Genomic DNA, 26035 nt, shown 5'->3' with positions numbered 1-26035 from the left:
GTGTCCAGCGTCGAGGGCGGGGAGTGCGGACAACGTATACTGCGTTTTCGCAGTTTTGCAACGTTCATTGCAGGACGACATCCCTGCGTTACGGTCTACGCGATCGAAAGAGGGGCCGAGGTGACGGAGACCGACGACGGTTTCGAGGGCTGGCTGCGGGACCGGCTGCCCGAGCGCGGGCTGCGGCCGAAGTCGGCCGCGGTGCTGGAAGTGCTGGTCTCCCAGCCGAGGCGGGCCTCCTTCGGCTCGACGGCCGAGCTGGCGCAGCTCGCCGGCGTCAACGTCGCGACGGTGACCCGCACGGCCCAGGCGCTGGGCTTCGCCGGCTGGCCGGCGCTGCAGCAGGAGCTGCGGGCCCGGTACATGTCGTCACTGAGTGCGCCGCAGGTCGCCGAGGAGCACCGCGGGGTCGACTCGCCGGGTTCGGCGTCGCTGCGCCGGGACCTCGACAGCCTGGCCCTGCTGAACCGGCGGTTCGACGAAGGCGTGCTGCGCGAGGTCGCCCGCGCGATCGCCGCGGCATGCCGCACGCTGGTGATCGCGGACGGCAGCTACGCGGCCGTCGGGATCGCGTTGGCGCACAACGCCCGGCTCGCGGGCTACGACGTCCACGCCGTCACGGGCGGCGACGCGGAGCTCGCGAACCAGACCGCGAAGCTCACCGCCGACGACGTCCTGGTGGCGATCAGCTTCTGGCGCCTTTACGAGAGCACGGTCCTGGCCGCGAACGAGGCCAAGAGCCGCGGCGCGCGGGTCTTCGCCATCACGGACGCGGCCAGCCCGGCGCTGGCGAGCGCCGCGGAGCACGTGCTGATGGTGCCGGCGGAGGGCGTGACGTTCTTCCCGTCCCTGACCGCGGGCATGGCGTTGGCCCAGGCGATCGTCGCCCAGCTGGCGGCGGTCGACCCGGCGCGCACGAGCGAGTCCATCGAGGCGGCCGAGGCGATGTGGTCGCGGTTCGACCTGCTGCACCGGCGGCCGTCCGCCAAGTCCGTGTGACCTGAGTCACCTCGCGACGGTTTTCCGCGCTCCCCCAGGTCTTGATCCGGTCCACACCGCATCGACCACCCCGGAGAGCCCGATGTCTGCCACCGCCGTTGTCACCGGAGCCGGCCGCGGCTTCGGCCGCGCGATCGCCGCCGCCCTCGTCGCCACCGGACACACCGTCGTCGGCATCGCGCGCACCGGAAGCGACCTCGAAGCCGTGCGCGACGAGCTCGGCGCGAAGTTCGTCCCGGTCACCGCCGACGTCACCGAGGAGAACCTCGCCGAAGACGTGCTCCGCGAGCACCGGCCCGGCCTGCTCGTCCTCAACGCCGGCGCCGTGCCGCACCTGGCGCCGGTGCACGAGCAGACCTGGGAGACCTTCAGCCGGAACTGGCACGTCGACACGCGGCACGTCTTCGCCTGGACGCGCGCCGCGCTGCGGCAGCCCCTCGCGCCCGGCGGCGTGGTCGTCTCGATGTCCAGCGGGGCGGCCATCGGCGGCTCACCGCTCAGCGGCGGGTACGCGAGCGCGAAGGCCGCGATCCGGTACCTGTGCGCGTACGCAACGGAGGAGTCGGACCGCGCGGACCTCGGCCTCCGGTTCGCCACGCTGCTGCCCCAGCTGACCCCGGCGACCGGCCTCGGCACGGCCGGCGTCGACGGGTACGCCGCGCGCACCGGCGTCGACCGCGACACCTTCGTCGCGAAGATGCCTTCGATCCTGACCCCGGAGCAGGTCGCCAAGGCCGTTCTCGAGGTGGTCGACGGCGACGCCGCGGAGTACCAGGTCAGCGGCGCCGGACTGCGTACGCTCTGAAAGCCATGCCCGACTTCGCCGCGGAGACCGAGCCGTTCCGGCCGGAGCTGCTCGCGCACTGCTACCGCCTGCTCGGCTCGATCCACGACGCCGAGGACCTCGTGCAGGAGACGTACCTGCGCGCGTGGCGCGGGTTCGCCGGGTTCGAGGGGCGGTCGTCGGTGCGGCGCTGGCTGTACAAGATCGCCACGACGGCCTGCCTGACGGCGCTGGAAACCCGCGCCCGGCGGCCGCTGCCGTCGGGGCTGGGCGCGCCGTCCGACGACCACCGGGTGGCGGTGGCGGCCGCGGAGCCGTCGGTCCCGTGGCTCCAGCCGGCCCCGGACGGGCGCTTCGACCCGGCGGCGGTCGTGACCGGCCGCGCCGGGATCCGGCTGGCGTTCATCGCGGCGCTGCAGCTGCTGCCGGCCCGGCAGCGGGCGGTGCTGACGTTGCGCGACGTGCTGGCGTTCCGCACCGCGGAGGTCGCGGAGATGCTCGACACGACGTCCGCGGCGGTCGACAGCACGCTGCGCCGCGCCCGCGACCGGCTGGCCCAGGCGAACCCGATGGAAGCGGATCTGGCCGAACCGGCCGGGCAGAGCGCGGTGCTCGACCGGTACGTCGACGCGTTCGCCCGAGCCGACCCGGATGCGCTGGTACGGCTGCTGCGCGCCGACGTCGAGCTGGAGATGCCCCCGATCCCGACGTGGTTCACCGGCCGCGACGCGGTTGTCGGCTTCCTCCGTCACCGGGTGCTGCGCCCGGGGAGGTGGCGGCTGACGCCGACACGCGCGAACGGCCAGCCCGCACTGCTGGAGTACGCGGCCGCGGGTGACGGGCGGTACGAGGCCCACGGCGTCCAGGTGCTGACGCTGCGCGGCGACCGGATCGCCCGGATCACGGCGTTCAACGACGCGACGCTGGTGGCGGCGTTCGCCCTGGGACCTACTGCCGGCTCATCCGCTTCGTGAACCGCGCCGCGACGTCGCGCAGCTTGGTGTTCGTGTGCTGCGACTCCACGATCAGCCGCTGCATCGCGGCGTCCTCGCTCACCCGGTGGATCAGCATCAGCATGCCCTTGGCCTGCTCGATCACCGCGCGGCTCTCCATCGCGTTGCTGAGCTCGTCGGCGAGGCCGCGGGCTTCGCGGTAACGGCGGGTCAGGCGCAGGACCGTCTCCACGCAGAGGGTGAACAGGCGCAGCACTTTGGTGTCGAACTCGTGGTAACCGTGGGCCCCGAAGCCGAACAGCGTGACGGCGCCGACGAGCGTGTCGTCCACGCGCAGCGGCACCGCGAGGTAGCTGCCGACCCCGAGCTCCTTCGCGGCGGCGACGAACTCGGGCCACCGTGCCCCGGTCTCGCCGACCGCGACCCGCACGACCTCGCCGGTCAGCGCGGCGAGCAGGCCGGGCCCGTCCCCCGCGGCGTACTGCGCGTCGTCGATGCGCCGCGCGCGTTCGTCGGTGAAGGCCGCGGTCTGCGTCGAACCGTCGCGGACCACCAGGATGCTGGCCAGGTCCGCGTCGGGCACCACCCGGACCGCTTCGCCGCAGACGGCGTCGAGCAGGCCCGGAGTGCCGGACGCCGATTCGAGGACCCCGACAAGGTCGGCGAGCACGGCGTTCAGCTCGTCGACCCGCTCCGCCATGCCGTCACCGGTGCTCGGCACAGCCCACCTCTCCCCATGCGTCAAGCGGCGAGCACGGGAAGGGGCTCGCCAGCAGCGTCAACCGAGACCACCGCTGGCGTTTCAACGGGTCCGCGAAGACTCTACCGGCCGTACCCCCGGGATGAACGCAGGCCGCCGCTCGGGGTCGCCCGAACGCAATGAATGACTCATTCATGACGCCAGACGCAATGAATGAGTCATTCACTGCACGCTGCCGCAGCCCAGCGAACCCCAGCCACCGAAACGCCGCAGGTCAGACCTTCTGCCGCGCCCGGAACTCCGCCACCTTCGCCCGGTTCCCGCACGACCGCATGTCACACCACCGCCGGGCCTGCTTCCGGGAGTTGTCGACATACAACCGAGTGCAGTCCGGAGCCGCACACTCCTTGATCGTCAACGGGCCGCCGAGCAGGTCCACCGCCGCGCGCGCCACCGTCGTCAGCACCGCCTCCAGATCGCCGCTCCGGCGCACCGAACCGTCCTCCGCCAGGCTCGTCCGAACCACCGGACCCGCCGCCGCCTCGTTCAGCACCCGGCGGTCGGCCGCCCGGAAGCCGGTTCCGCCGATCGACGCCAACGCCAGCTGGTACACCGCCTCGCGCAGACGCACGGCCGCCGCCAGCCCCTCCTCCGACACCGTCACCGGGCGGCTGACCAGGTCCGCGCCCGCCACCCAGCGGGCCAGGTCGGCCGGGGTCGCGAGCAGTTCCTGGACGTCGCTGCGGCGGTGGCCGACCGTGCCGACCAGGTCCAGGGCGAGGTTGCCGGTGCCGAACTTGAGCTCCACCCCGTGAGCGTAACCCCCTGGACAGGTTACCGCCAAGGCTGTTAGCTTCTCGGTAACTACACAGACCGGTTACCGGGGGAGTCCGATGAAGGCAGAACAGGCCGTCCGCCCGCTGTTCGTGGTGCTGTGGAGCAGCGCCTTCATCGCCGCCGTGTTCGGGACGGGCGCGGTGCCGCCACTGCTGCTGACCTTCTGGCGGTTCGCCCTCGCGGGGGTGCTGCTCGCCGGGATCGCCCTCGTCACGCGCTCGCCGTGGCCGCGCGGGAAGCAGCTGCTGCACGTCGCCGTCACCGGGCTGCTCATGCAGGCCGTGCAGTTCGGCGCGTTCTACGTCGCGATCGCGCACGGCCTGCCCGGCGGGGTCGTCGCCCTCGTCCAAGGCCTCAACCCGGTGGTCATCGCCCTGCTGGCGGGCGGGGTGCTCGGCGAGCGCATCACCCGCGCGCAGTGGCTCGGCTTCGCGATCGGCGGCGCCGGGGTCGCGCTGGCCGTGGCCGACCAGCTGCACGTCTCCGCGTTCGGCATCGTCCTGTGCTTCGTCGGCCTCCTCGGCCTCAGTTTCGGGACGGTGTACCAGAAACGCTTCGCCACGGGCACCGACGTCCGCAGCAGCACGGCGGTGCAGTTCCTGGTCAGCGCGCCGGTCGTCGGGCTCGGGTCGCTGCTGCTCGAGACGCAGCACGTCGGCAACTGGACGGCGTTCGGCCTCTCGCTGACCTGGATCGTGCTCGTCAACTCGGTCGGCACGTTCCTGCTGCTCAACCTCATGCTGCGCAAGCAGGCCGCCAGCCGCGTCGGCACGCTGTTCTTCCTGACCCCGGCCGTCACGGCGCTGCTGGCCTGGCTGATCAACGGCCAGACCCTGGACGCGGTCACCATCACCGGCCTGGTCCTCGGCGGGGCGGGGGTTCTGCTGGCCGCCCGCCCCGCCCGGGTCAGCGAGCCACGGCCTGCCAGCGCTGGTTCGGCCCGTTCGTCGGCCGGTACAGCCCCACCCGCGCCCCGTCCTCCCGTGCCTCACCGGTGACGTCGAGCAGCTGCCCGTCCGCCGCGTTGACGAACGTCCAGGTGCCGTCACCGGTCGTCGACAGCGCTCCGGTCGTGCCCGGCGGCGCCAGCGTCACCGCCCCGCCGGACGCGGCGAGCACCTGGCCCGTCGCCGCCGACGTGATCGTGAACCGGTCGCGGTTGCCGTAGCGGCCCGTGCGGTCGGTGAGCGTCCAGCGTTGCGCGGCCGCCGAAGCGTCCGTCGTGCGCTGGAGCAGCACCCCGCGGGGCAAGCCGGTGCGGGTGACGTCCGGTCGCGCCACGTTGCGGGTGCCGGCGTCACCGAAGCGTCGGGCCGGATCGCGCCGAAGCCGGACACGTCCAGCGTGACGTCCTGCTCGGTCGTCCCCGAGTTGGTGTGGTCGACCGTCGCTAGATTCTCGCCGCGCATCGCGGCCGTCGACGCGGGATCGTTCACCGCCACCAGCCGGTCGCCCGGCCGGATGTAGTGGGTGAAGTTCCGCATGGTGTCGAACTTCGTGTTCGTCCTGATCGGACAGTCCACTGACGAGCAGCCGAACGACACCTGGATCTCACCCCAGTTCATCCCGGCCGCCGTCTCCCCGCCGGGCTTCATGTTGTCGTAGTCCTCGATCGGCTGCCGGCCCACCCACGCGCCGGGCTCGAGCAGCCGGAGGTCGTCGGTGATCTGCGCGGCCATCCCGAGTCCCGGGTCCATGCTGGTGAAGTCCTGCCGGTCCAGCCAGCTCCCGCCGACCTCGCTCATCCACAGCGGTTTGCCCACGCCTTTGGCGATGTCCCGTGGGATCGGCCGGTTGCCGGTGCCGTAGGTGTGCACGTTGAGCCGTCCGGCCGCCGCGCGCGCCGCCGCAGACCAGCCCGCCCAGTCGGCTGCGAAGAGGTCCGGGTTGGTTTCGTCGGGCGCGGAGACCGTGGTCCCAGGCAGCGCCGCGGCCGGCGTGCGCGCCTTCCTGGCGCCCGCCGGTCGGGTTGCCGTCGGCGCCCAGCGTGGTCTTCCGGTAGTCCGTGTTGGACTCGTTCAGCGGGTCGACCGACGAGAACCTGATGCCGTGCGCGCGTTCGAGCGTCCGCACGACGAGACGTAGCCCGAGACCGTCTGGAAGTACGGCGGCGAGTTGCTGAACGCCTCCCACTTCGTGACGCGGTCCTTGATGCGATCGACCCACCAGTCCTGGTCGGCTCGGGTGGTGCCGGCCGGCGCCCGCCACCAGCCCGGGACGGCGCCGCCCGGACGCAGGTACGGCGGGACGTCGGGCGCGTTGCCCCCGCCGATGGTGAAGCGCGCGATGTTCACGGCTGCTGCCGGTACGTCGGGTCGGGTTTCACGGTCACGGCGGTGGCCGCGGACGCCGGTGCCGCGATGACCCCCGCCGCGGCTAGCGGTACACAAAGGACGGTCAGGAACGCCGCAGGTTCATCGTCGAACTGCCTTTCGTTCCGGTGGAGCGACTTTCAGGCCTCCGTGTGCCCCAGCAGCGGCCGCGGGACGAACCGGGCCGCCGGGTCGAGCATCGTGTCCAGTTCGAGCACCACGAGCCGGTTGGCGCCCGCCCGGACGACCGGGCGTGGCACGTACAGCGTCCGCTGCGGCCCGCGCCGCCAGTACCGGCCGAGCGGGAACGCGTTGAACCATGCCATTCCCTTGCCCCATTCCCCGGTGTCGAGGAAGAGGTCGGCCGGCACCTCGACGTCCACCGAAGCATGCAGCAGCACCGGCCCGGCCACCGGTCCCTCCACAGTGGATCGTAAAACCGGCTCGGGCAGCGCCGCCAGGTCGAGCGGGAGCACGTCCCAGCCGGTCAGGGGCTCACCGTGCAGGACGGCGCCGCCGATGACACCCTTCGGCTCGCCGATGCGCGGGCCGTAGTCGACCCGGCCCTGGTCCTCGACCAGCACGAGCAGCTCGCCGTTTGCCCGGGGCAGGGCGATCGCGCGGTCGTGGTGCTCCCGCAGCAGCGTGCCCACGGGCTCACCGTCGAAGAACACCGTCGCGCGGTCGCGGACCTCGCCGAAGGTCAGCACGCCGGGCCGGTCCCCCGTCACGGACGTGCGCAGCAACGCCAGCCGCGGTGTCGGTGCCAGGTCGTCGAACGCCGGAATCTCCTCGTGGAACTCCCAGGTGCCCCAGCGATCGGGGGCGTCGAGCAGCCGGACGGGGTCGCCCAACGCGGCACGGAGTGTCGGGGCGGGCCGCGCCGGGGGCGGCACCGAATCCGGAACCTTGTGGTAGCGGGCGATGACGTCGCGGAAGGCGTGGTACTTCGCGGTCGGATCCCCCGCTTCGTCGAGCGGCGCGTCGTAGTCGTAGGAGGTCACCAAGGGCTGGTAGACACCCTTGTCGTTGGCGCCGCTGGTGAGCCCGAAGTTGGTGCCGCCGTGGAACATGTAGAGGTTGACCGACGCGCCCGCGGCGAGCAGCGTGTCGAGCTCGGCCGCCGCGGCCGCGGCCGGGGTGGTGTGGTGGTGGGCGCCCCAGTGGTCGAACCAGCCGTTCCAGAACTCGCTGCACATCAGCGGCCCGGTCGGCTGGTGGGCGCGCAGGGTCGCGAGCCGCGTCTCGGCGTTCGACCCGAAGGACGCGGTGCGGTGCAGGCCGTCCAGGCTGCCGGCTTCGAGCATGTCCGGCTGGTCCACAGTGGTCAGTGGCACGGTGATCCCGCGGGACCGCGTGTGCTCGGCCAGCGCGCGCAGGTACCGCTTGTCGTCGCCGAACGCGCCGTACTCGTTTTCGATCTGCACGAGCAGCACCGGCCCGCCGTGGTCGATCTGCTGGGGTGCGACCACTTCGTAGACGTGGCTCAGGTACTCGCGCACGGCGGCCAGGTACCGCGGCTCGAACCGCCGCACCCCGACGGCGGGGTCGCGGAACAGCCACGCCGGCAGGCCGCCGTTGTCCCACTCCGCGCAGATGTACGGGCCGGGCCGGACGATCGCGTACATCCCGGCGTCGGCGACGAGCCGCAGGAACCGGCCGAGGTCGAGGCCGCCGGAGAGGTCGAACACGTCCGGCGACGGCGCGTGCGCGTTCCACGGCACGTACGTCTCGATGGTGTTCAGCCCCATCCGCCGGGCCTTGTCGATCCGGTCGGCCCACAGGTCCGGGTGCACCCGGAAGTAGTGCAGGGCGCCGGAAAGGATCCGGAACGGGCGGCCGTCGAGCAGGAAGTCGTTCTCCCCCAGCACGAACTCAGGCATGCGGACCCGCCAACCGGAGCGCGGTCCAGGACGCGGGCGGCAGTGTCACGGTGATCGTGGTCCCTCCGGGATCGGAAGTGGCGGTGGCCGGCAGCGGCGCCGGCTGCGCGTCGGTGAGGGTTTCGGCGGTGACGGCGTCGAAGCGTTCACCGCGCAGCCGGATCTCGACGCCGGTGCTCGACGCCGTCGCGCGGTTGGTCAGGAACACCGCGCCACGCCCGTCGCCGAGCGTCGCGGCGGCGTCGACGAGGTCGACTTCCCCGTGCCGAGCGGTGTGCAGGCGGTCGCCGGTCACCGACAGCCGCAGGCTCGACCCCCGAGCCAGCTCCGCGACGAGCTTGAACGGGTGGAACGTGGTCTGCCGCCAGGCCGGCCCGCCGGGTTCGGTGCGGATCGGCGCGATGACGTTCACCAGCTGCGCCTGGTTCGCCATCGTGACGCGGTCGACGTTGCGCACCAGCGAGCTCAGCAGCGAGCCGACGACCACCGCGTCGGTCACCGTGTAGTCGTCCTCGATGATCCGTGGGTGCTCCCGCCAGCCGCCCGCGGCGAGCCGGGCCTGGTCGACCTCGTTCCAGCGGCGCAGGTCCCAGACGTTCCACTCGTCGACGCTGATCCCGACGTCGAGCCCCAGCTCGTCGATGATCTCCGCCACCGTCCGGATGTACCGGTCCAGCGCGGCCCCGCTGGCCAGGTAGCTCGCGGTGTCGCCGTCGAGCTCCTGGTAGTAGGCGTGCAGCGAGATGTGGTCGACCAGGCCCGCGGTGTGGCGCAGCACCGTGCGCTCCCACTCGCCGAACGTCGGCATGTCCGCGTGGGAGCTGCCCGCGACGACCAGCTCGACACTCGGGTCGATCATCCGCATGAGCCGCGCGGTCTCGGCGGCCAGGCGGCCGTACTCGCCGGCCGTCTTGTGGCCGATCTGCCACGGGCCGTCCATCTCGTTGCCGAGGCACCACAGCCTGAAGCCGAACGGCTCGCCGGCGCCGTTCGCGCGCCGCCGTTCGCTCAACTCGGTGCCGCCCGGATGGTTGCAGTACTCGAGAACGTCGGCAGCCTCCTGAATACCGCGGGTGCCGAGGTTGACCGCGTACATCACCTCGGCTCCCGCGGCTTCGGCCCACGCGGCGAACTCGTGCAGGCCGAAGCGGTTGGACTCGACGCTGTGCCAGGCCGGGTCGAGCCGGGCCGGGCGGTCCGGGCCCACGCCGTCCTCCCAGCGGTACGCGGAGACGAAGTTGCCGCCGGGGTACCGCAGGACGGTCGGCCCGAGCTCCCGGACCAGCGCCAGGACGTCGCCGCGGAAGCCGCGTTCGTCCGAAGTGGAGTGACCGGGCTCGAACAGTCCCGTGTAGACACTCCGGCCCAGGTGCTCGACGAACGAGCCGAACAGGCGGCGCGGGACGGGGCCGGCGACCTCGCCCGCGTCGCCTTCGATCACGACGCTCATCCGGCGCTGACCGTGAAGCCCTGCTGGTTGCCGTAGTCGACGAGCGCCTTCTGCCACTCGGCGAGCCCGGCGTCGAGCCCGGTGCCGTTCAGGTAGGCCTTGCCGACGGTGTCGCTGAAGACGCTGTTGGCGTAGGTCTGGTACGGCAGGTACGTCCAGCCCTTGGCGACGTCCTTCGACGCCTGCGTCAGCACCTGGTTGATCTTCTGGCCGCCGAAGTACGGCACGGCCTCGTCGACGAACGCCGGCGACGTCAGGTCCGCCGTGGTGGCCGGGAACCCGCCGCTGGCGATGAACGGCTTGACGCCGTTGCCGTGGTTGAGCCACCGCACGAACGCCGCCGCCAGCGCCGGGTTGGCGCTCTGCTTGAGCACGGACTGGGTGCTGCCGCCGTTCTCCGCCGTCACCGGCTGCCCGTCGTAGGTCGGCATCGGCGCGACCGCCCACTTCCCGGTGCCGCCGGGGACCGAGGACTTGAAGTTGCCGGGCATCCAGGCGCCGGTGACCAGGGAGGCGATGGTGCCGTCACCGAGCGCGCGGAACCAGTCGTCGGACCACTCCTTGACGGGGGCGAGCAGCTTGCCCTGGATCAGCTGGTCCCACAGCGCGGTCCACTTCTTCGCGCCCGCGTCGGCCAGGTTGATCTTGACGTTGCGGCCGTCGGCGCTGAACGGGCGCCCGCCCGCCTGCCAGATCATGCTGAGCGCGAACCCGGGGTCACCGGTGTCGGAGGTGATGTACTTCGCCGGGTCGGCCGCGTGCAGCTTCTTGGCCGCGGCGACGTACTCGTCCCACGTCTTCGGCACGGTGATGCCATTCTTGTCGAAGACTTCCTTGTTGTAGAACAAGGCCATCGGCCCGGAGTCCTGCGGCAGGCCGAAGGTGCCGTTGTTCACGCGAACACTCGACCACGTCGAAGCGCTGTAGTCCTTTTCGAACGCACCGAAGCCGAACTGGTCGAGGTTGGCCAGCGAGTCGGTCAGCGCGAACTGCGGGAGCGCGTAGTACTCGATCTGCGCGACGTCCGGGCCGCCGGTGCCGGCCTTGATCGCGTTCTGCAGCTTGGTGTACTCCTCCTTGTTCGTCCCCGCGTTCACGTAGTTGACCTTGACGTTCGGATATTCCTTCTCGAACGCGGCGACCTGGTCCTTCGCCGACGGTGTCCAGCTCCAGTACGTGATCGTCCCGCCCGCCTTCAGCGCGGCGTCGACGGAGTCCTGGGTGCCGGTCGCGGCGGCGGGCCCGGACGAGCTCCCGGAAGAGCAGCCGGCGGCCAGTGCGGCGGCGAGCGCCACGGCGAGGACCGCCTTGGCGCGACTGCGGATGCGTGACATCGAGTGTCCCTTCACGACGGTGTGACGGCTATTGCTTGACGCTGCCCGCGCTCAGCCCCGATTGCCAGAACCGTTGCATGAGCAGGAAAGCGAGGACGAGGGGAACGATTGTGAGCAGCGATCCGGTGAGCACCAGGTGGAAGATCGGCTGCGCGCCGGCGCCATTCGCCTGCGCGCTCCACTGGTTGAGCCCGACGGTCAGCGGGTACCACTGGGGCTCGCTGAGCATGATCAGCGGCAGGAAGTAGTTGTTCCAGGTCTGCACCATCGTGAACAGCGCGACCGTCACGATCCCGGGGACCAGCTGCCGCAGGGTCACGGTGAGGAAGATCCGCAGCTCGCCCGCGCCGTCGATCCGCGCCGCCTCCAGCAGCTCGTCCGGGATGGCGTCGGCGGCGTAGACCCAGATCAGGTAGAGCCCGAACGGGCTGATCAGCGACGGGATGATGACGGCCAGCGGGGTGTTCGTCAGGCCGAGCTTGCTGAACATCAGGAATGTCGGCACGGCGAGCGCGGTGCCGGGCACGGCGACGGCGCCGAGCACCACGGCGAAGACACCCCGGCGGCCGGGGAAGCGGTACTTGGCCAGGCCGTAACCCGCCGCGGTGGCCAGGACCGTCGCGCCGCCGGCGCCGGCCACGACGTAGAGCAGCGTGTTGCCCAGCCAGCGGAAGAAGATGCCGTCGTTGTAGGTGAACGTCTGGGCGATGTTGTCGAACAGGGCGAACGGGCCGCCGAAGGACAGGCCGGACGTCGAGAACAGCGCCGTCTGCGTCTTCGAGGCGTTGATCAGCAACCACACCAGCGGCACCAGCGTGTAGAGCAGGTACAACGCCATGACGGTGGTGAGGACGCGCGAGCGGCGGGGCCGCGTCACCGAGAACGCGGCCACGTCACATCCCCTTCCGGGTGCCGCGCAGCTGCACGACGTAGGCGATGACCGCGGTGATCACGCCCATCACGATCGCGACCGTGGCGGAGTAGTTGTACTGCTGCCCGCCGAAGGAGAGGTTGTAGGCGTACATGTTCGGTGTGTAGAAGGTGCCGATCACGTTCGGCGCCAGCGTCCGCATGATGTTGGGCTCGTTGAACAGTTGGAAGCTGCCGATGATCGAGAAGATCGTCGCGATCACGATCGCGCCCCGGATCGCCGGGAGCTTGACGTGGAAGATGGTGCGGAACGCGCCGGCGCCGTCGATCGCGGCGGCCTCGAACAGCTCCTTCGGGATCACCTTCAGCGCCGAGTAGAAGATCAGCATGTTGTACCCGGCGAACTCCCACGTGACGACATTGCCGATGGACGCGAGCATCCAGTTCTCCGACAGCGGTTTCACGACGTCCCGGCCGAGCAGGTGGTTGAGGTCCGCCGCGAGCCCGAAGTGGTCGCCGTACAGGAAGCCCCACATCAGGGCGGCGACGACGGCGGGCACCGCGTACGGCAGGAAGATCACGATCCGGAAGAACCCGGCGGCGTGCAGCCGGGCGCTGTCGATCGCCAGCGCCGCGACCAGCGCGAGCAGCAGCATGACCGGCACCTGCACGGCGAGGAACACCAGCACCCGCCGGAAGGACTCCCAGAACTTCGGGTCGCCGAGCACCTGCACGTAGTTGTCCGCGCCGACGAACACCGTGCCGCCGAAGAAGGCCTGGTCGCGGAAGAGGCTGAGCACGAACGCGTACCCGACGGGTGCGAGGAACGTCAGCAGGAACACCAGCATGAACGGGGCGACGAAGAGCCAGCCGCGCCACTGCCGCTTCGGGCGCCGGGCGGCTTTCGCGCGGGGCGGCGCCGGGATCGGCGGAGCCGCTGTGGACGTCATCGTCCCTCCGGTGGTTCACGCGGATGTTTACGTCAACATGGACGACCGGAGGGTAACGTGTTGACGTAAACATGTCCAGGACACCCGAGGAGTACCCCGTGCCGGCTGCAGCCCCGCGTCGTGGACCGTCGATGGCGGACGTGGCCCGCGAGGCCGGCGTGTCGGGCCAGACGGTGTCCCGCGTCGCGAACGGGAAGACGAACGTCGACGACGCCACCCGCGAGCGGGTCCTCGCGGCGATGCGCCGGGTCGGCTACCGGCCGAACAGCGCGGCGCGCGCGTTGCGCAACGGCAAGTTCCGCAGCATCGGCGTGATCATCTCGGCGCTGCCGACGTTCGGCAACAGCCGCACGCTCGACGCCATCGCGGCGGCGGTCGTCCCGGAGGGGTTCTCGATCATCCTGATGCCGGTGACCCGCCCGACGCAGGGTGAGGTCACCGGCGCGTTCAGCACGTTGAACGAGCAGGCCGTCGACGGCGTGATCATCCTGATCGAGCAGCACCAGCTCGACCGGAGTGAAATCGAGCTGCCGCACGGGCTTCCGGTGGTCGTCATCGACTCCAGCGCGCGCTACGACTACCCCGTCGTCGACACCGACCAGGCCGACGGCGCCGCCACGGCGACCCGGCACCTGCTCGACCTCGGCCACCGGACGGTCTGGCACGTCGCGGGCCCGCCGCAGTCCTACTCCGCCGAGCGGCGCCGGAAGTCGTGGCAGACCACTTTGGAGCGCGCGGGCCGTGTGGTGCCGGACGTGCTGACCGGCGACTGGTCGCCGTCATCGGGATACCAGGCCGGCTTGACCCTGGCGGCCGACCCGGCGGTGACGGCGGTGTTCGTGGCGAACGACCAGATGGCGCTGGGGTTGCTGCGCGCGCTGCACGAGGCGGGCCGGTCGGTGCCGGGCGAGGTGAGCGTCGTCGGGTTCGACGACATGGAGGAGTCGGCGCATTTCTGGCCGCCGCTCACGACGATCCGCCAGTCGTTCGAGGCGGTGGGCCGGCACGCGGTTTCGGCGCTGCTGGCCGAGATCGAGACGGGTGCGGAGGCCGGTGAGCCGGTGAGCGTCCCGACCGAGCTGGTGGTCCGCTCCAGCACGGCGCCGCCCCCGGCCGAGAACCTCGTTTGACCGCGCGGGACCGGGGGAATTACTGGCCACCGAGCCGGATCCCCCGGTATCGCGAATGTCGCAGTGGTGTGGACCATTCGGCCCTACCGCAGCAGAAACGAGGCCATCGTGCTCGCCATCCTCGCCGCCGTGCTCTTCGGACTGGCCCTGATCATGGAGCTCGCCGGGTTCGGGCTCGGCCCGGTCATCACCACCGGGACGCTGACCACCGCCGGCCTGCTGTGCGTCGCCCTGCACCTGGCCGGGGTGGCCACCGACCGCTCGCGGTTCTCGCGCAGCCGCCGCCGTCGCTGACGCTCAGCCCGCCGCGGGCTCCAGCGCGCGCCGCAGCACCTGGGTGAACACCTCGGGCGACTGGGCGCCGGCGACACCGAACCGGTTGTCGAACACGAAGAACGGCACCCCGGTGGCACCGAGCGCCCGCGCCTGCTCCCCGTCCGCCGTCACCTCGGCTTCGTAGGCGTCCGACTCGAGCACCGCACGCGCTTCCTCGGCGTCGAGGCCCGCTTCGGCCGCCAGCTCCACGAGCGAGTCGCGGTCGAACAGCGAGCGCCGCTCGGTGAAGTGCGCGCGGTAGAACCGGTCGACGACGGCGTCGGCGAGCCCGCGGTCGGCGGCCAGGTGCACCAGCCGGTGGCCGTCGACGGTGTTGCCCATGTGGACACCGTCGAGGTGGTACTCGAGGCCGTCGGCGGCGGCGCGCTGTTCCATCTGCGCCTCCATCTCGTCGGCTTCTTCGAGCGTCCGCCCGTACTTCTCGGAAAGGATCTCCCGCGTCGGCCGGGACTCCCCGCGCGGGAACGACGGGTCGAGCTGGAACGAGTGGTGCACGACCTCGACGTCGACACCGAGCTCGGCCACCGCCCGCTCGAAGCGGTGTTTGCCGAGATAGCACCAGGGACAGACGAGATCGGACCAGATGTCTACGCGCACCCCACCACCGTAACCCCGGTGGTGGCACGCACTTCAAGGTAACCGGCCCGGACTAGGGTGGGCCGGTGACCGTCTCGACCGACGACATCGTCCGGCACGCGGCGCGGCTGCTGTTCGCCGGGACCCGCCTCGACCTCGGCCGGATGGCCGCCGACCTGGGGATCTCGCGCACGACCTTCTTCCGCCGAGTCGGCAACCGCGACGACCTGATGGGCGCCGGGCTGCGGCTGCTGTCCGACCGGACCTGGCAGCGCGCCCTCGACCACTGGCGGGCCGAACACGGCGACGCGGCGCGGACGCCCAAAGGCCGGCTGCGGTCCCTGTGGGTCATGGAGGAGTACCGCCGCGAAGTCGCCGGCAACGAAGGCATGCGGAAGCTGATCGAGGCGGAGTCGACGGTCGCGCTGCGCGTGCTCACCGACCCGCGCGGCGCGGTCCAGCCGGCGCTGGTCGACGCGCACGTCGACCTCTTCCGCGCGGACGCCGAGGCGGCCGGGCTGACCCCGCTGGTCGGCCTGCCGGACCTGGCGTTCGCCGTCGTCCGGCTCGGCGAGTCGTTCCTCTACTCCGACGTCCTGGCCGCGCGGACCGTCGACCTCGCCGTCGCGACCACCCTGCTCGACACGCTGGTCCAGGGCGCCCTGGAGCCCGCAGTCGTTCACTGAGCAAGCGCCCAGTCGGCCAACTCCTCACCCGTTCGGCCGTTGTGGAACATTTCGCCTAAGTGTTTCATAGGGCGACGGGAAAGCGGTTGCCCCGCGTCCCGCTTGCGGCACGCTCTTCGTTGCCGCGCAACGGTTCCATCGGTCTGCCCCGTCCTGTCCGGGCGCGCTTTCGCCTGCCCGGGGAAAGAGAGCGAACCATGTCCGTACTCACCAGCCCGCCGACGCCGTCTGGCCCGGGTGAGAGCGTTTCCCGCCGCCGGGGGTGGCGCGCCAAGGCCGCCGGCGTGGTCTTGACCGCCCTCGCGCTCACGACCGGGATCGCTTCACCGGCCCCGGCCGCGGCGAACCCCTACGAACGGGGCCCGGCCCCGACCACCTCCAGCATCGAAGCCAGCCGGGGCTCCTTCGCGACGAGCACCACCACCGTGTCGCGCCTGGCCGTCTCCGGCTTCGGTGGCGGCACGATCTACTACCCGACCTCGACCACCGCCGGCACGTTCGGCGCGCTTTCCATCGCCCCCGGCTTCACGGCCACGCAGTCCAGCATCGCCTGGCTGGGCCCGCGGCTGGCGTCGCAGGGCTTCGTGGTGTTCACCATCGACACGCTGACCACCAGCGACCAGCCCGACAGCCGGGGCCGGCAGCTGCTGGCCTCGCTCGACTACCTGACGCAGCAGAGCTCGGTGCGGTCGCGGATCGACAGCAGCCGGCTCGGCGTCGTCGGGCACTCGATGGGCGGCGGCGGCACGCTGGAGGCGGCGCGCTCACGGCCGTCCCTGCAGGCCGCGATCCCGCTGACCGGCTGGAACCTGACGAAGAACTGGTCGTCGCTGCGCGTGCCGACGCTCGTCGTGGGCGCGCAGTCCGACACCGTGGCGCCGGTGGCGTCGCACTCGATCCCGTTCTACACGAGCCTGCCGTCCTCTTTGGACCGGGCGTACCTGGAACTGCGCGGCGCCAGCCACTTCGCGCCGAACTCGGCGAACACGACGATCGCCAAGTACACGCTGTCGTGGCTCAAGCGGTTCATCGACAACGACACGCGGTACGACCAGTTCCTGTGCCCGATCCCGAGCACGAGCCTGTCCATTTCGGACTACTGGGGCAACTGCCCGCACAACGGCTGAGCCCGCCCCGGGAGGCGCCCCCGCGCGCCTCCCGGGGTCACAGCGTGACGGCCACATGACGCGAAAGCACCACGGACAGGCCGCCGGTGATCAGGACGGCGACGATCAAGTTCATGGCCGCCTTCGCCAGTTCGAGGTAGACGTCCGTCCCCGGCTGCGAAACAGCCAGAAACAACCCGACAAGAGCACCGAGAACGACGACCGACAAAATCAGGACGAAAGTGATCAATCGCATTCGCCCATCGTCCTCGCCGTGGCCGCCGATAGCGCATCCTTCGCATCTCGACTGAGCGGCGAAACCCACGCTCGGCTCGAGGCGAGCAGCCCCAGTCCCGAACCCGTTCGTGTTCACCTGGTGGAACACCCGAGGCCACCCCACCCACCGCGGGCAGAATCGAGACCGTGTCCCGACCTCTGCGGAAGCTCGGCTTCCTGACCATCGGCCTCTTCGACGCGGCCGACCCGCGGCGGGGGCACGAGTCGACCCTGGAAATCATCGAGCTCGGGGAACAGCTCGGCTTCGACAGCGCCTGGGTGCGGCACCGGCACCTGCAGTACGGCATCTCGTCGCCCGTTGCCGTGCTCGCGGCCGCGTCGCAGCGGACCAGCAAGATCGACCTGGGGACCGCCGTCATCCCGCTCGGCTGGGAAAACCCGCTGCGGCTCGCCGAGGACCTCGCGACCGTCGACCTGCTCTCCGGCGGGCGGCTCAACCCGGGGATCAGCGTCGGCCCGCCGATGCGCTACGACGAGGTCAAGCGCGCGCTCTACCCGGACACCGCCGGCGCCGAGGACTTCGGCTACGACCGCGTCCGGCGGCTGCTGGACTTCGTGCGCGGTGAGCCGGCGACCGGCTTCAGCGGCACCCAGGGCTTCGAAGTCTTCTCCGACCGGGTGCAGCCGCAGTCGCCCGGCCTCGGCCGGCGCCTCTGGTACGGCGGGGCGAGCCTGCGCTCGGCCGAGTGGGCCGGCAAGCACAGCATGAACTTCCTGACCAGCAGCGTGGTCAAGGCCGAAGGCGAGAGCACGGACTTCGCCGAGATCCAGCGCTCGCACATCCAGGCGTTCCGCGCCGCCCACCCGGACGGCGAGGCGGCGCGGGTCTCCCAGGGCCTGGTCGTCGTGCCGACCGACAGCGCGACCCCGGAGCAGCGCGCGAAATACCAGGCTTATGCGGAGAAACGGCTCCCGCGGACAAAAGAACCACAGGGCCCGGCGCGGATGCTGTTCTCCCCCGACTTCGTCGGCACGTCGGCGGAAATCGCCGAACGACTGCACGAACACGCCGGATTCCGCGAAGTCGATGAGGTGGCTTTCGCCCTGCCGTTCACCTTCGACCACGAAGATTACGTGCAGATCCTCACCGACATCGCGGAACGGCTCGGCCCCGAACTGGGCCGCACTTCCTGACTTACTTGTTGGTGCCCGGGGTCAGCACCTTGTCGATCACGAAGACGGTGGCGTTCTTGGTGGGGATGTTGCCGCAGAGGATCTTCGCGCCGTTGACGGTCATGTTCTCGCCCGAGCCCTCGATCTTCAGCGGCCCACCGGCGGTGTTGAGCGACTCCAGCGTGCCGGCGCCCTCGAGACCCTTGGCGTCGTAACGCTTGCCGACGACGTGGTACTGCAGGATCGGCGACAGCTCGGCCGGCTTGCCCGCCAGCTCCGCGAACTTCGCGTCACCCAGCGCGGCGAACGCCGGGTCGGCCGGCGCGAACACCGTGATCGACGGCGCGCTGTTGAGCGTGTCGACCAGGTTGGTGGCCTTCACCGCGGCGACCAGCTTGGTCAGCAGCGGGTTCGTCGACGCGGCCGAAGCGACCGGCTGCGGGCCCATCGAGTCCAGCGAACCCGGGGCCGAACCCTGCGGCAGCTGCGAACAGGCCGGGCCGAAGACGTCGGCGTTGGTCGTCATGCCATCGCCACCGGCGGCGGCGCTGGAGGACGGGGCGGCCATCGAGGACGACGGAGCCGGGGCACTGGAGGAACCCGAAGACGCGGTGTCGCTGCTGCCGCAGGCGGTGAGGGTCAGCGCGGCGGCCGCGGCCAGACCGATTCCGGCAATGCGAAGGTTACGCACGAAAATCACTCCAATAAGCGGATTTGACAGTTCACCGAACTGTTTCTTGTCAGGCATTCGACACTGCGGGGAAAACGGATTGGCACCCGATCGGGTGATACGGGTCACCCGCGCCGGGAAAGCGCTTGCGGCGCTTTCCCGGCGCGTCAGGCGAGCGAAATCGTGCTGACCAGCGGCGTGGTCGGGCCGCCGGAACCACCCGCGGGCTCGACCGTGAGGCCGATCCGGTCGACCCCCGCCGGCAGCTCGGCCAGCATCGGCCGCATCCGGTCCGGGGTCTCCGGCTGCATCAGCCCGGCCGACCGCGCGCCGTCCTTGCCGAGGAACCACACCTGGTAGGCGTGGCCCGCGTCGAGAACCGGCAGACCGGACGCGAGCAGCACGGCCTGGTTTCGGCTGCGCGAAACGACGAGCGTCGTGGACCCCTTGCCGACGCCCTGGATCGCCGAAGCGTCCGAAGCGGCCAGCACCGAGTCGACCGGCTGCGGCGGGGCGGTGGCCACACTGGTGACCCCGACCGCGACCGCCACGACGGCCGCCGCGGCGGCGCCGACGAGCGCGATCCGCAGCTGCCAGGTCTTCGCGCGGCCGAGCTTCCGCGCCACCGGCAGCTTCGGCGCCTGGGGTGGCAGCTGGCGGGTGACCGCCACCTCGGCGAGCACCGCCGCCCGCAGCGACGACGGCGGGTCGACCGCCGCGGCCGCGCCCAGCCGGGCGCCGGTCGCCCGCAGCTCGGCCACCTCCTGCCGGCACGCGGCGCACTCCCCGAGGTGCCGTTCGAACCCGGCACGCTCCACATCGGACACGGCGTCCAGCGCGTAGGCGCCGGTCAGCGTGTGCAGCTCGGCGGTCATCGATCCACCCCCAAGCAGTCACGCAGCCGGATCAGGCCGTCTCGGATCCTCGTCTTCACGGTGCCGGGCGCCACTTTCAGCACCTCGGCGACCTCCGGGTAGGTGTAGCCGTTGTAGTAGGCGAGCACGATCGACTCGCGCTGCAGCTCGGTCAGCTGGGACAGGCACTGGCGCACCCGCTCCTGGTCGAGCGTGGCCAGGGTGGACTCGGTGACCTCGTCGAACGGCCGCTGGACGTCCATCCGGCCGGCCCGCTCCTCGCGGTCGAGCCCGGCCTGGTGCGAGCGCACGCGGTCGACGGCCCGGCGGTGCGCGATCGTCAGCACCCACGACAGCGCGCTGCCGCGTTCCGGGACGTACCTCGTGGCCTTGCGCCACACCTCCACCAGAACCTCCTGAGCCACTTCCTCGGCCTGGGCGTGGTTGCGCAGCACGCGCGTCACCAGCCCCAGCACCGGACCGGCGATGAGGTCGTACAGCGACGCGAACGCCGCTTCGTCCCCGGCCGCCACGCGCCGTAGCAGCTCTTCGGCGGTCGGGACGGACGACGGGCTGTCGTCCGTCTGCAGCCGTAGCCGCCCTCGCTCACCCATGCCCGGCAACCTCCACCTCACCCACCGGCCCTCCGGCCGGTACGAGGGGTTCGCGGCCGGTCGGCGGCGCGGACTGGTCCGGGAGGCCACGAGGAGGCGTGTCCCACCCGGACGGGGCAACTCCGGCGCCCGGACCCGTCCGCCGGGCCCGCAGCTCCGAACGTTTCGCTCGGCCCCCACCCGCCGTGACCGAAGGCAGTCACCGTGCGTGACTCGGTTGCCCTTTTTTCCCAGGGCCGGTGACTTCCGACACTTCTTGATCACCCTGAAGCGTGAAAGTTTTTCGGAACGCTGGGCGTTGAACTCACCATGGGTTATCTCTGGAACCCGACGAAGTTAACCGACGAGTAGCAAAGGTTGTCCCCATGGCCGACCCGCACAGCGTGACCAGCGCCAGCATCGACTTCGCCCTGCGGACCTTCGGGGCGGCGCCGCGGCCGGTGCCGGCGGAGCTGGAGTACGACACCCGTGACCCGTACGCGGTCGCCGTCGTGCTGCACGCCGGCCCGAGTGCCGTCCGGTGGCTGTTCGGCCGCGACCTGCTCGCCGACGGCCTGCTCGCCCGCTGCGGCGACGGCGACGTCCGCGTCGGCCCGGGCGGCGACCCCGCGCTGGTCGTGGTGGAGCTGAACTCGCCCGACGGCGCCGCGGTGCTCGAAGCGCCGGCGAAGGAGATCGCGGCCTTCCTCGACCGCACCTACGAGAGCATCCCGGGCGGCAGCGAGAGCGACTGGTTCGACTTCGACGAAGAACTCGCGAAGCTCTCCTACCAGGACTGAGTACCGTCCGGCGGGTGAGCTTCTTCCTGACGAAGGTCCTCGCCGCGCTCGAGGACGGCGGCGACCGGCCGCTGTTCCACTTCGGCGGCGTCACGACCTACCACCAGGCCCGCGACCGGCTGCGACGCCTGCACGGCGGCCTGGTCAACGCCGAAAAAGTCGCCGTCGACCTGCGCAACCGGCCCGAGACGGTCCTGGTGCAGCTCGCGGCGCTGATCCGCGGCGCGACCGTCGTGCTCGTCCCGGCTTCGGCGCCGGCCCGCGACCGGCTCGCCGCCGCGGCGGGCGCCACCGTCGTCACCGACCGCCCGCACGACTGGCCCGGCGCCGACGCGAAAACCCTCGATGACCTCGACGGCGAACCCGAACCCCTGGACCTGCCCGGGAAAGTCGGCCTCCTCTTCCCCACCGGTGGCACCACCGGCACCCCGAAGCTCATCCGCCACAGCGGCATTTACGACGGCATGGCGCACATCTTCGCGCCGGATCCCGGCGGTCCCGGGCGCACGCTCCTCGTCGCGCCGATGACGCACATGACCGGCAACGCCACCGTGCTCGGCGCCATCCTGCGGCGCGACACCGTGGTCCTCCACGACGGGTTCGACGCGGGCGCGGTCCTCGACGCGATTCAGGAGCACCGCATCGACACGCTCTCGCTGACGCCGCCGCGGCTCGCCGCCGTCCTCGACCACCCGGCACGGGGATCGACCGACCTCAGCAGCGTTCGTTCGCTCTCGCTGGGCGCCGCGCCGCTGCCGCCGCACCGGCTCGCCCAGGCCCTCGACGTCTTCGGCCCGGTCGTCGGCCAGGGCTACGGCCTCACCGAAGCCCCGATGATCGCCAGTATCTCCGCCGCCGAGCTCGTCGCGCGCCCCGAGCTCCTCGGCTCGGTCGGCCGGATCGTCCCCGGGATGGAAGCCCGCATCGACAGCGGTGAGGTCCTGGTCCGCGGACTGTCCATGATGGATGGTTACCTCGGCGCCGAGCCGATCGGCGACGGCTGGCTGCGCACCGGCGACCTCGGCCGCTTCGACGCCGACGGCTACCTCTACCTGCTCGACCGCGCGGACGACGTCGTCGTGGTCGGCGAGCACGGCTCGAAGGTGCCCACCACCGTCGTCGAGCACGCGCTGGCGGCGCACCCGGCCGTGACGAGCGCGGCCGTCTTCGGCCGGGGCGATCGGCTCCACGCCGTCGTCGTCGCCGGAAAGGTCACCGAAGACGAGCTGAAAGCGCACGCCCGGGCCGAGTTCGGCCAGGAGCACTACGTCCCGGCGAGCGTCTCCTTCGCCGACGCGCTGCCGCTCACCGAGGTCGGCAAGGTCGACAAGCGCGCCCTCGCTCAGCTCGTGACGGCGCCGTAGGACGACGACCGGACCAGCTTCGCGTACTTGCCCAGCACGCCTTCCGGGAACTTGTTCGGCAGCGGCTCCCAGCCTTCGCGGCGGCGGGCCAGCTCGGCCGCGTCGACCAGCAGGTCGATGCTGCGGCCCTTGATGTCGACGGCGATCCGGTCGCCGGTGCGGACGAACGCGATCGGCCCGGCGTCGACGGCTTCGGGCGCGACGTGGCCGATGCACAGGCCGGTGGTGCCGCCGGAGAACCGGCCGTCGGTCAGCAGGAGGACGTCCTTCCCGAGCCCGGCGCCCTTGATCGCCGCGGTGATCGCCAGCATCTCGCGCATGCCCGGGCCGCCCTTGGGGCCTTCGTAGCGGATGACGACGACGTCACCCGCCTCGATCCGGCCTTCGGTCAGCGCGGCCATCGCCTCCTGCTCGCGCTCGAACACGCGCGCCGGGCCTTCGAAGTTGGACGTGTCGAAGCCCGCGGACTTCACGACGGCGCCTTCGGGTGCGAGCGAGCCGCGCAGGATGGTGATCCCGCCGGTCGGGTGGAGCGGGTTGTCCAGCTTGCGCAGGACCTCACCGTCAATCGGGTCCGGGTCCAGCTCGGCGAGGTTCTCGGCCACGGTGCGGCCGGTGACGGTGAGCGCGTCGCCGTGGATCAGGCCTTCGTCGAGCAGCGCCTTCATCAGCACCGGGATGCCGCCGTGGCGGTCGATGTCGTTCATGACGTACTTGCCGAACGGCTTCAGGTCGCCCAGGTGCGGCACGCGGTCGCCGACGCGGTTGAAGTCGTCCAGCGTCAGCTCGACCTTCGCCTCGTGCGCGATGGCCAGCAGGTGCAACACGGCGTTCGTCGAGCCGCCGAGCGCCATCACGACGGTGATCGCGTTCTCGAACGCTTCGCGCGTGAGGATGTCCCGCGCGGTGATGCCCTTTTCGAGCAGTCCGACCACGGCTTCCCCGGACAGGTGCGCGTAGTGGTCACGGCGGCGGTCCGCGGACGGCGGCGCGGCCGACCCCGGCATGCTCATCCCCATCGCCTCGGCCGCCGAGGCCATCGTGTTCGCCGTGTACATGCCGCCGCAGGCGCCCTCGCCAGGGCAGATGGCGCGTTCGATGCGGTCGAGGTCGGCGGTCCCGAGCCGCCCGGCCCGGCACGCGCCGACCGCCTCGAAGGCGTCGATCAGCGTGACGTCCTTCTCGGAGCCGTCGGTGAGCTTCACCCAGCCGGGGGCGATCGTGCCCGCGTAGAGGAACACCGACGCCAGGTCGAGGCGGGCCGCGGCCATCAGCATCCCCGGCAGGGACTTGTCGCAGCCGGCCAGCAGGATCGAGCCGTCGAGCCGCTCGGCCTGCATGACCGTCTCGACGGAGTCGGCGATGACCTCCCTCGACACGAGCGAGAAGTGCATGCCGTCGTGGCCCATGGAGATGCCGTCGGACACCGAGATCGTGCCGAACTGCAGCGGGTAGCCGCCGGCCGCGTGCACGCCCTCCTTGGAGGCCTGGGCCAGCCGGTCCAGCGACAGGTTGCACGGCGTGATCTCGTTCCACGAGCTGGCGACGCCGATGATCGGCTTGCGCCAGTCGCCGTCCCCCATCCCGACGGCGCGGAGCATGCCGCGGGCGGGCGCGGCCTCGATCCCGTCGGTCACCGTGCGGCTGCGGGGTTTCGGGTCGATGGTCATCTCAGCGGGCCTCCGATACGACGTTCGGACGCACTGCATGCTACCCGCGTCCGCGCGGTCCGCTGGCCGGAACGATTCGCTTCCCGGACTCCGGCGGACCGGCGAAAACTCGGGCAGATGATCGCCACAGTGGTGTGGGGCACGGGCAACGTCGGCCGTGCGGCAATCCGGGCCGTCGAGGCCCACCCGGCGCTGAAGCTGACCGCAGTCCTGGTGCACAACCCCGACAAGGTCGGCAAGGACGCGGGTGAGCTCGCCGGCGTCGGCTCGCTCGGGGTCACCGCCACCGACGACGTCGAATCCGTGCTCGCGGCGAGCCCCGGCGCGATCGTGTACGCCGCTTCGGGCGATATCCGGTTCGACGACGCGCTCGCCGACATCGTGCGCGCGGTCCGGGCGGGCGCGGTGGTCGTCACGCCGGCGCTCTACCCGCTCTACGACCAGCGCAACGCCCCGCCGGAGCTGCGGGACCCGGTGCTGGCCGCGATCAAGGACGGCGGCGGCTCGCTGTTCGTCTCCGGCGTCGACCCCGGCTGGGGCAACGACGTGCTGCCGCTGCTGATCAGCGGCCTGGGCACCGACGTCGACGTCATCCGCTGCCAGGAGATCTTCGACTACTCGACCTACGAGCAGCCCGACTCCGTCCGGTACCTGGTCGGCATGGGCCAGCCGATGGACTACGACCCGCCGATGCTGATGACCGGCGTGCCGTCGATGGTCTGGGGCGGGCAGGTCCGGCTGATCGCGCGCGGCCTCGGCGTCGAGGTCGACGAACTGCGCGAGACGCTGCAACGGCGTCCGCTCGAGGAAACGGTCTCCACGCGGACGATGGGCGAGTTCGAGAAGGGCACCCAGGGCGCGGTGCGGTTCGAGGTCCAGGGCATCGTCGACGGCGAGCCGCGGATCGTCATCGAGCACGTCACGCGCATCCACCCGGCGTGCGCCCCGGACTGGCCGACCCCGCCCAGCGGCGACGGCGCCCACCGCGTGATCATCGAAGGCCGGCCGCGCATCGAGGTCAGCATCGAAGCTTCCGACGAAGGCGAAAACCGGTCCGCGGGCGGCAACGCCACCGCGGTCGGCCGCCTCGTCGGCGCGATCGACTGGCTCACCGCCGCGGAACCCGGTCTCTACGACGCACTCGACGTCCCGCTGCGCCCGGCAGCCGGCAAGCTCGGAAGGAGGCGCTCGTGAACATCGACATCCCCGAGGGCAAGGACCCGATCGGGTACGTGTGGGGCGAGATGGTGCCCGGCATCGGGATCGCCGCCGCGCAGTTCTCCCTCGCGGTCTACGAGCACACCACGTTGGGGCTGCGGGAGTTCGAGGCCGCGCGGCTGCGGATCGCGCAGATCAACGGCTGCGTCTTCTGCCTCGACTGGCGCACCGAACGCGACGGCGTGAAGGTCGAAGAGGAGTTCGCCGACGCCGTTTCCGACTGGCGCACCACGGAGCTCTTCGACGAGCGCACGCGCCTGGCGGCCGAGTACGCCGAGCGGTACGCGACCGACCACCACAACCTGGACGACGAGTTCTGGAAGCGGATGTCGTCGGCCTACAGCCAGCAGCAGATCGTGGAGCTGAGCATGTGCCTCGGCTCGTGGCTCGCTTTCGGACGGCTGAACCACGTCCTCGGCCTCGACGTCGTCTGCGTGCTGCCGTCCCACCGGTCGTGGGGGGGGGGGGGGGGGGGGGGGGGGGGGGGGAAGGAGGGGGGGGGGGGGGGAGAGGGGGGGGGGGGTGCTTATGGTTTGTTTCTTTCCCCACA

General features: G+C 71.2%; 29 protein-coding genes. 14 read left to right on the top strand and 15 right to left on the bottom strand.

Annotation, left to right across the window (positions count from 1 at the left end):
* The first annotated feature begins 120 nt into the window (after positions 1-120).
* The 3 genes from ACZ63E_RS16130 (at position 121) to ACZ63E_RS16120 (ending at position 2757) form a co-directional block, all read left to right on the top strand.
* Positions 121-999 (top strand): MurR/RpiR family transcriptional regulator, encoded by an 879-nt coding sequence (locus tag ACZ63E_RS16130; protein ID WP_465336687.1) that lies wholly within the window; start codon positions 121-123, stop codon positions 997-999.
* Positions 1000-1081: 82 nt separating this feature from the next.
* The gene (locus tag ACZ63E_RS16125) at positions 1082-1804 is read left to right on the top strand and encodes an SDR family oxidoreductase (RefSeq protein WP_465336686.1); all 723 of its coding nucleotides are present in this window, start codon (positions 1082-1084) and stop codon (positions 1802-1804) included.
* 5 nt (positions 1805-1809) lie between these two features.
* Positions 1810-2757 carry an RNA polymerase subunit sigma-70 gene (locus ACZ63E_RS16120; RefSeq protein WP_465336685.1) on the top strand — a complete coding sequence of 316 codons (948 nt, stop codon included), beginning with the start codon at positions 1810-1812 and terminating at the stop codon, positions 2755-2757.
* Here ACZ63E_RS16120 and ACZ63E_RS16115 read toward each other — a convergent pair.
* Both ACZ63E_RS16115 and ACZ63E_RS16110 read right to left on the bottom strand, forming a co-directional pair.
* Positions 2732-3436: an ANTAR domain-containing response regulator gene (locus ACZ63E_RS16115; protein WP_465336728.1), complete on the bottom strand. Its 705-nt coding sequence runs from the start codon at positions 3434-3436 to the stop codon at positions 2732-2734. The two genes, ACZ63E_RS16120 and ACZ63E_RS16115, sit on opposite strands and share 26 nt — an antisense overlap.
* A 274-nt stretch (positions 3437-3710) precedes the next feature.
* Positions 3711-4244: a CGNR zinc finger domain-containing protein gene (locus tag ACZ63E_RS16110; protein WP_465336683.1), complete on the bottom strand. Its 534-nt coding sequence runs from the start codon at positions 4242-4244 to the stop codon at positions 3711-3713.
* 85 nt (positions 4245-4329) lie between these two features.
* Here ACZ63E_RS16110 and ACZ63E_RS16105 point away from each other — a divergent pair, with 85 nt between their 5' ends.
* Complete coding sequence (locus ACZ63E_RS16105) at positions 4330-5271, top strand: DMT family transporter (RefSeq protein WP_465336681.1); 942 nt, start codon at positions 4330-4332, stop codon at positions 5269-5271.
* Here ACZ63E_RS16105 and ACZ63E_RS16100 read toward each other — a convergent pair.
* Positions 5180-5554: an RICIN domain-containing protein gene (locus tag ACZ63E_RS16100; RefSeq protein WP_465336679.1), complete on the bottom strand. Its 375-nt coding sequence runs from the start codon at positions 5552-5554 to the stop codon at positions 5180-5182. The two genes, ACZ63E_RS16105 and ACZ63E_RS16100, sit on opposite strands and share 92 nt — an antisense overlap.
* A gap of 201 nt (positions 5555-5755) precedes the next feature.
* Between ACZ63E_RS16100 and ACZ63E_RS16095 the strand changes: the two genes are divergently transcribed.
* Entirely contained in the window at positions 5756-5878 is a 123-nt protein-coding gene (locus tag ACZ63E_RS16095) for a hypothetical protein (RefSeq protein WP_465336678.1), read from the top strand.
* Between the two features lie 413 nt (positions 5879-6291).
* Here ACZ63E_RS16095 and ACZ63E_RS16090 read toward each other — a convergent pair whose 3' ends face one another.
* From ACZ63E_RS16090 to ACZ63E_RS16065, 6 genes are all read right to left on the bottom strand, one after another.
* Positions 6292-6567, bottom strand: coding sequence for a hypothetical protein (locus ACZ63E_RS16090; protein WP_465336677.1), 276 nt, complete (start codon positions 6565-6567; stop codon positions 6292-6294).
* Between the two features lie 158 nt (positions 6568-6725).
* A complete protein-coding gene (locus ACZ63E_RS16085; RefSeq protein WP_465336675.1) occupies positions 6726-8468 on the bottom strand; it encodes a glycoside hydrolase family 35 protein in 1743 nt (580 codons plus the stop codon).
* Entirely contained in the window at positions 8461-9918 is a 1458-nt protein-coding gene (locus ACZ63E_RS16080; protein ID WP_465336673.1) for an alpha-N-arabinofuranosidase, read from the bottom strand. The genes ACZ63E_RS16085 and ACZ63E_RS16080 overlap by 8 nt, the downstream gene beginning before the upstream one ends.
* The gene (locus ACZ63E_RS16075; protein ID WP_465336671.1) at positions 9915-11252 is read right to left on the bottom strand and encodes an ABC transporter substrate-binding protein; all 1338 of its coding nucleotides are present in this window, start codon (positions 11250-11252) and stop codon (positions 9915-9917) included. Before ACZ63E_RS16075 ends, ACZ63E_RS16080 begins: the two co-directional genes overlap by 4 nt.
* Before the next feature lie 28 nt (positions 11253-11280).
* Complete coding sequence (locus ACZ63E_RS16070) at positions 11281-12144, bottom strand: carbohydrate ABC transporter permease (protein WP_465336669.1); 864 nt, start codon at positions 12142-12144, stop codon at positions 11281-11283.
* 1 nt (position 12145) lies between these two features.
* A complete protein-coding gene (locus tag ACZ63E_RS16065) occupies positions 12146-13072 on the bottom strand; it encodes a carbohydrate ABC transporter permease (protein ID WP_465336668.1) in 927 nt (308 codons plus the stop codon).
* A gap of 131 nt (positions 13073-13203) precedes the next feature.
* Here ACZ63E_RS16065 and ACZ63E_RS16060 point away from each other — a divergent pair, with 131 nt between their 5' ends.
* Complete coding sequence (locus ACZ63E_RS16060) at positions 13204-14202, top strand: LacI family DNA-binding transcriptional regulator (protein WP_465336727.1); 999 nt, start codon at positions 13204-13206, stop codon at positions 14200-14202.
* Positions 14203-14310: 108 nt separating this feature from the next.
* A complete protein-coding gene (locus tag ACZ63E_RS16055; protein WP_360683721.1) occupies positions 14311-14496 on the top strand; it encodes a hypothetical protein in 186 nt (61 codons plus the stop codon).
* 3 nt (positions 14497-14499) lie between these two features.
* Here ACZ63E_RS16055 and ACZ63E_RS16050 read toward each other — a convergent pair whose 3' ends face one another.
* On the bottom strand, positions 14500-15135 hold the full coding sequence (locus tag ACZ63E_RS16050; protein ID WP_465336667.1) for a DsbA family oxidoreductase: 636 nt from the start codon (positions 15133-15135) through the stop codon (positions 14500-14502).
* Positions 15136-15200: 65 nt separating this feature from the next.
* Here ACZ63E_RS16050 and ACZ63E_RS16045 point away from each other — a divergent pair, with 65 nt between their 5' ends.
* The gene (locus ACZ63E_RS16045) at positions 15201-15800 is read left to right on the top strand and encodes a QsdR family transcriptional regulator (RefSeq protein WP_465336666.1); all 600 of its coding nucleotides are present in this window, start codon (positions 15201-15203) and stop codon (positions 15798-15800) included.
* A gap of 197 nt (positions 15801-15997) precedes the next feature.
* The gene (gene bdeA / locus ACZ63E_RS16040) at positions 15998-16927 is read left to right on the top strand and encodes a bis(hydroxyethyl) terephthalate hydrolase (RefSeq protein ID WP_465336665.1); all 930 of its coding nucleotides are present in this window, start codon (positions 15998-16000) and stop codon (positions 16925-16927) included.
* 37 nt (positions 16928-16964) lie between these two features.
* Here the strand turns inward: bdeA and ACZ63E_RS16035 are convergent, their stop codons facing one another.
* Complete coding sequence (locus ACZ63E_RS16035; RefSeq protein ID WP_465336664.1) at positions 16965-17291, bottom strand: hypothetical protein; 327 nt, start codon at positions 17289-17291, stop codon at positions 16965-16967.
* 38 nt (positions 17292-17329) lie between these two features.
* On the opposite strand from ACZ63E_RS16035, the gene ACZ63E_RS16030 reads away from it, so the two are divergent.
* Positions 17330-18337 (top strand): LLM class flavin-dependent oxidoreductase, encoded by a 1008-nt coding sequence (locus ACZ63E_RS16030; protein ID WP_465336663.1) that lies wholly within the window; start codon positions 17330-17332, stop codon positions 18335-18337.
* A gap of 1 nt (position 18338) precedes the next feature.
* Here ACZ63E_RS16030 and ACZ63E_RS16025 read toward each other — a convergent pair whose 3' ends face one another.
* The 3 genes from ACZ63E_RS16025 to sigK form a co-directional block, all read right to left on the bottom strand.
* A complete protein-coding gene (locus tag ACZ63E_RS16025) occupies positions 18339-19007 on the bottom strand; it encodes a fasciclin domain-containing protein (protein WP_465336662.1) in 669 nt (222 codons plus the stop codon).
* A 146-nt stretch (positions 19008-19153) separates the two neighbouring features.
* On the bottom strand, positions 19154-19861 hold the full coding sequence (locus ACZ63E_RS16020; RefSeq protein WP_465336661.1) for an anti-sigma factor: 708 nt from the start codon (positions 19859-19861) through the stop codon (positions 19154-19156).
* Complete coding sequence (gene sigK / locus ACZ63E_RS16015) at positions 19858-20454, bottom strand: ECF RNA polymerase sigma factor SigK (protein WP_465336660.1); 597 nt, start codon at positions 20452-20454, stop codon at positions 19858-19860. Before sigK ends, ACZ63E_RS16020 begins: the two co-directional genes overlap by 4 nt.
* Before the next feature lie 365 nt (positions 20455-20819).
* On the opposite strand from sigK, the gene ACZ63E_RS16010 reads away from it, so the two are divergent.
* Together ACZ63E_RS16010 and ACZ63E_RS16005 are read left to right on the top strand one after the other, a co-directional pair.
* Positions 20820-21233 (top strand): SsgA family sporulation/cell division regulator, encoded by a 414-nt coding sequence (locus tag ACZ63E_RS16010; protein ID WP_465336659.1) that lies wholly within the window; start codon positions 20820-20822, stop codon positions 21231-21233.
* Positions 21234-21247: 14 nt separating this feature from the next.
* On the top strand, positions 21248-22597 hold the full coding sequence (locus ACZ63E_RS16005) for a class I adenylate-forming enzyme family protein (protein ID WP_465336658.1): 1350 nt from the start codon (positions 21248-21250) through the stop codon (positions 22595-22597).
* Here the strand turns inward: ACZ63E_RS16005 and ilvD are convergent.
* Positions 22576-24267, bottom strand: a complete 1692-nt coding sequence (gene ilvD, locus ACZ63E_RS16000) for a dihydroxy-acid dehydratase (RefSeq protein ID WP_465336657.1) — start codon at positions 24265-24267, stop codon at positions 22576-22578. The two genes, ACZ63E_RS16005 and ilvD, sit on opposite strands and share 22 nt — an antisense overlap.
* A 117-nt stretch (positions 24268-24384) precedes the next feature.
* Here ilvD and ACZ63E_RS15995 point away from each other — a divergent pair, with 117 nt between their 5' ends.
* Together ACZ63E_RS15995 and ACZ63E_RS15990 are read left to right on the top strand one after the other, a co-directional pair.
* Positions 24385-25461, top strand: coding sequence for an NAD(P)H-dependent amine dehydrogenase family protein (locus ACZ63E_RS15995; RefSeq protein WP_465336656.1), 1077 nt, complete (start codon positions 24385-24387; stop codon positions 25459-25461).
* A partial coding sequence (locus tag ACZ63E_RS15990) for a carboxymuconolactone decarboxylase family protein (protein ID WP_465336655.1) occupies positions 25458-26035 on the top strand: 578 nt, incomplete at its 3' end. The genes ACZ63E_RS15995 and ACZ63E_RS15990, both read left to right, overlap by 4 nt.

Source organism: Amycolatopsis sp. NPDC104819 (genome assembly GCF_055583145.1).
The sequence above is the reverse complement of the archived record's forward strand: the minus strand, read 5'-3'. Positions and strand labels throughout refer to the sequence as shown.

Bases quoted from the DNA above. Each gene is read 5' to 3' on its own strand.
- ACZ63E_RS16125 (WP_465336686.1), top strand. From the start codon at position 1,082: ATGTCTGCCACCGCCGTTGTCACCGGAGCCGGCCGCGGCTTCGGCCGC.
- ACZ63E_RS16120 (WP_465336685.1), top strand. From the start codon at position 1,810: ATGCCCGACTTCGCCGCGGAGACCGAGCCGTTCCGGCCGGAGCTGCTC.
- ACZ63E_RS16115 (WP_465336728.1), bottom strand. From the start codon at position 3,436: ATGGCGGAGCGGGTCGACGAGCTGAACGCCGTGCTCGCCGACCTTGTC.
- ACZ63E_RS16105 (WP_465336681.1), top strand. From the start codon at position 4,330: ATGAAGGCAGAACAGGCCGTCCGCCCGCTGTTCGTGGTGCTGTGGAGC.
- ACZ63E_RS16095 (WP_465336678.1), top strand. From the start codon at position 5,756: ATGGTGTCGAACTTCGTGTTCGTCCTGATCGGACAGTCCACTGACGAG.
- ACZ63E_RS16085 (WP_465336675.1), bottom strand. From the start codon at position 8,468: ATGCCTGAGTTCGTGCTGGGGGAGAACGACTTCCTGCTCGACGGCCGC.
- ACZ63E_RS16080 (WP_465336673.1), bottom strand. From the start codon at position 9,918: ATGAGCGTCGTGATCGAAGGCGACGCGGGCGAGGTCGCCGGCCCCGTC.
- ACZ63E_RS16075 (WP_465336671.1), bottom strand. From the start codon at position 11,252: ATGTCACGCATCCGCAGTCGCGCCAAGGCGGTCCTCGCCGTGGCGCTC.
- ACZ63E_RS16065 (WP_465336668.1), bottom strand. From the start codon at position 13,072: ATGACGTCCACAGCGGCTCCGCCGATCCCGGCGCCGCCCCGCGCGAAA.
- ACZ63E_RS16060 (WP_465336727.1), top strand. From the start codon at position 13,204: ATGGCGGACGTGGCCCGCGAGGCCGGCGTGTCGGGCCAGACGGTGTCC.
- bdeA (WP_465336665.1), top strand. From the start codon at position 15,998: ATGTCCGTACTCACCAGCCCGCCGACGCCGTCTGGCCCGGGTGAGAGC.
- ACZ63E_RS16020 (WP_465336661.1), bottom strand. From the start codon at position 19,861: ATGACCGCCGAGCTGCACACGCTGACCGGCGCCTACGCGCTGGACGCC.
- sigK (WP_465336660.1), bottom strand. From the start codon at position 20,454: ATGGGTGAGCGAGGGCGGCTACGGCTGCAGACGGACGACAGCCCGTCG.
- ACZ63E_RS16010 (WP_465336659.1), top strand. From the start codon at position 20,820: ATGGCCGACCCGCACAGCGTGACCAGCGCCAGCATCGACTTCGCCCTG.
- ilvD (WP_465336657.1), bottom strand. From the start codon at position 24,267: ATGACCATCGACCCGAAACCCCGCAGCCGCACGGTGACCGACGGGATC.
- ACZ63E_RS15995 (WP_465336656.1), top strand. From the start codon at position 24,385: ATGATCGCCACAGTGGTGTGGGGCACGGGCAACGTCGGCCGTGCGGCA.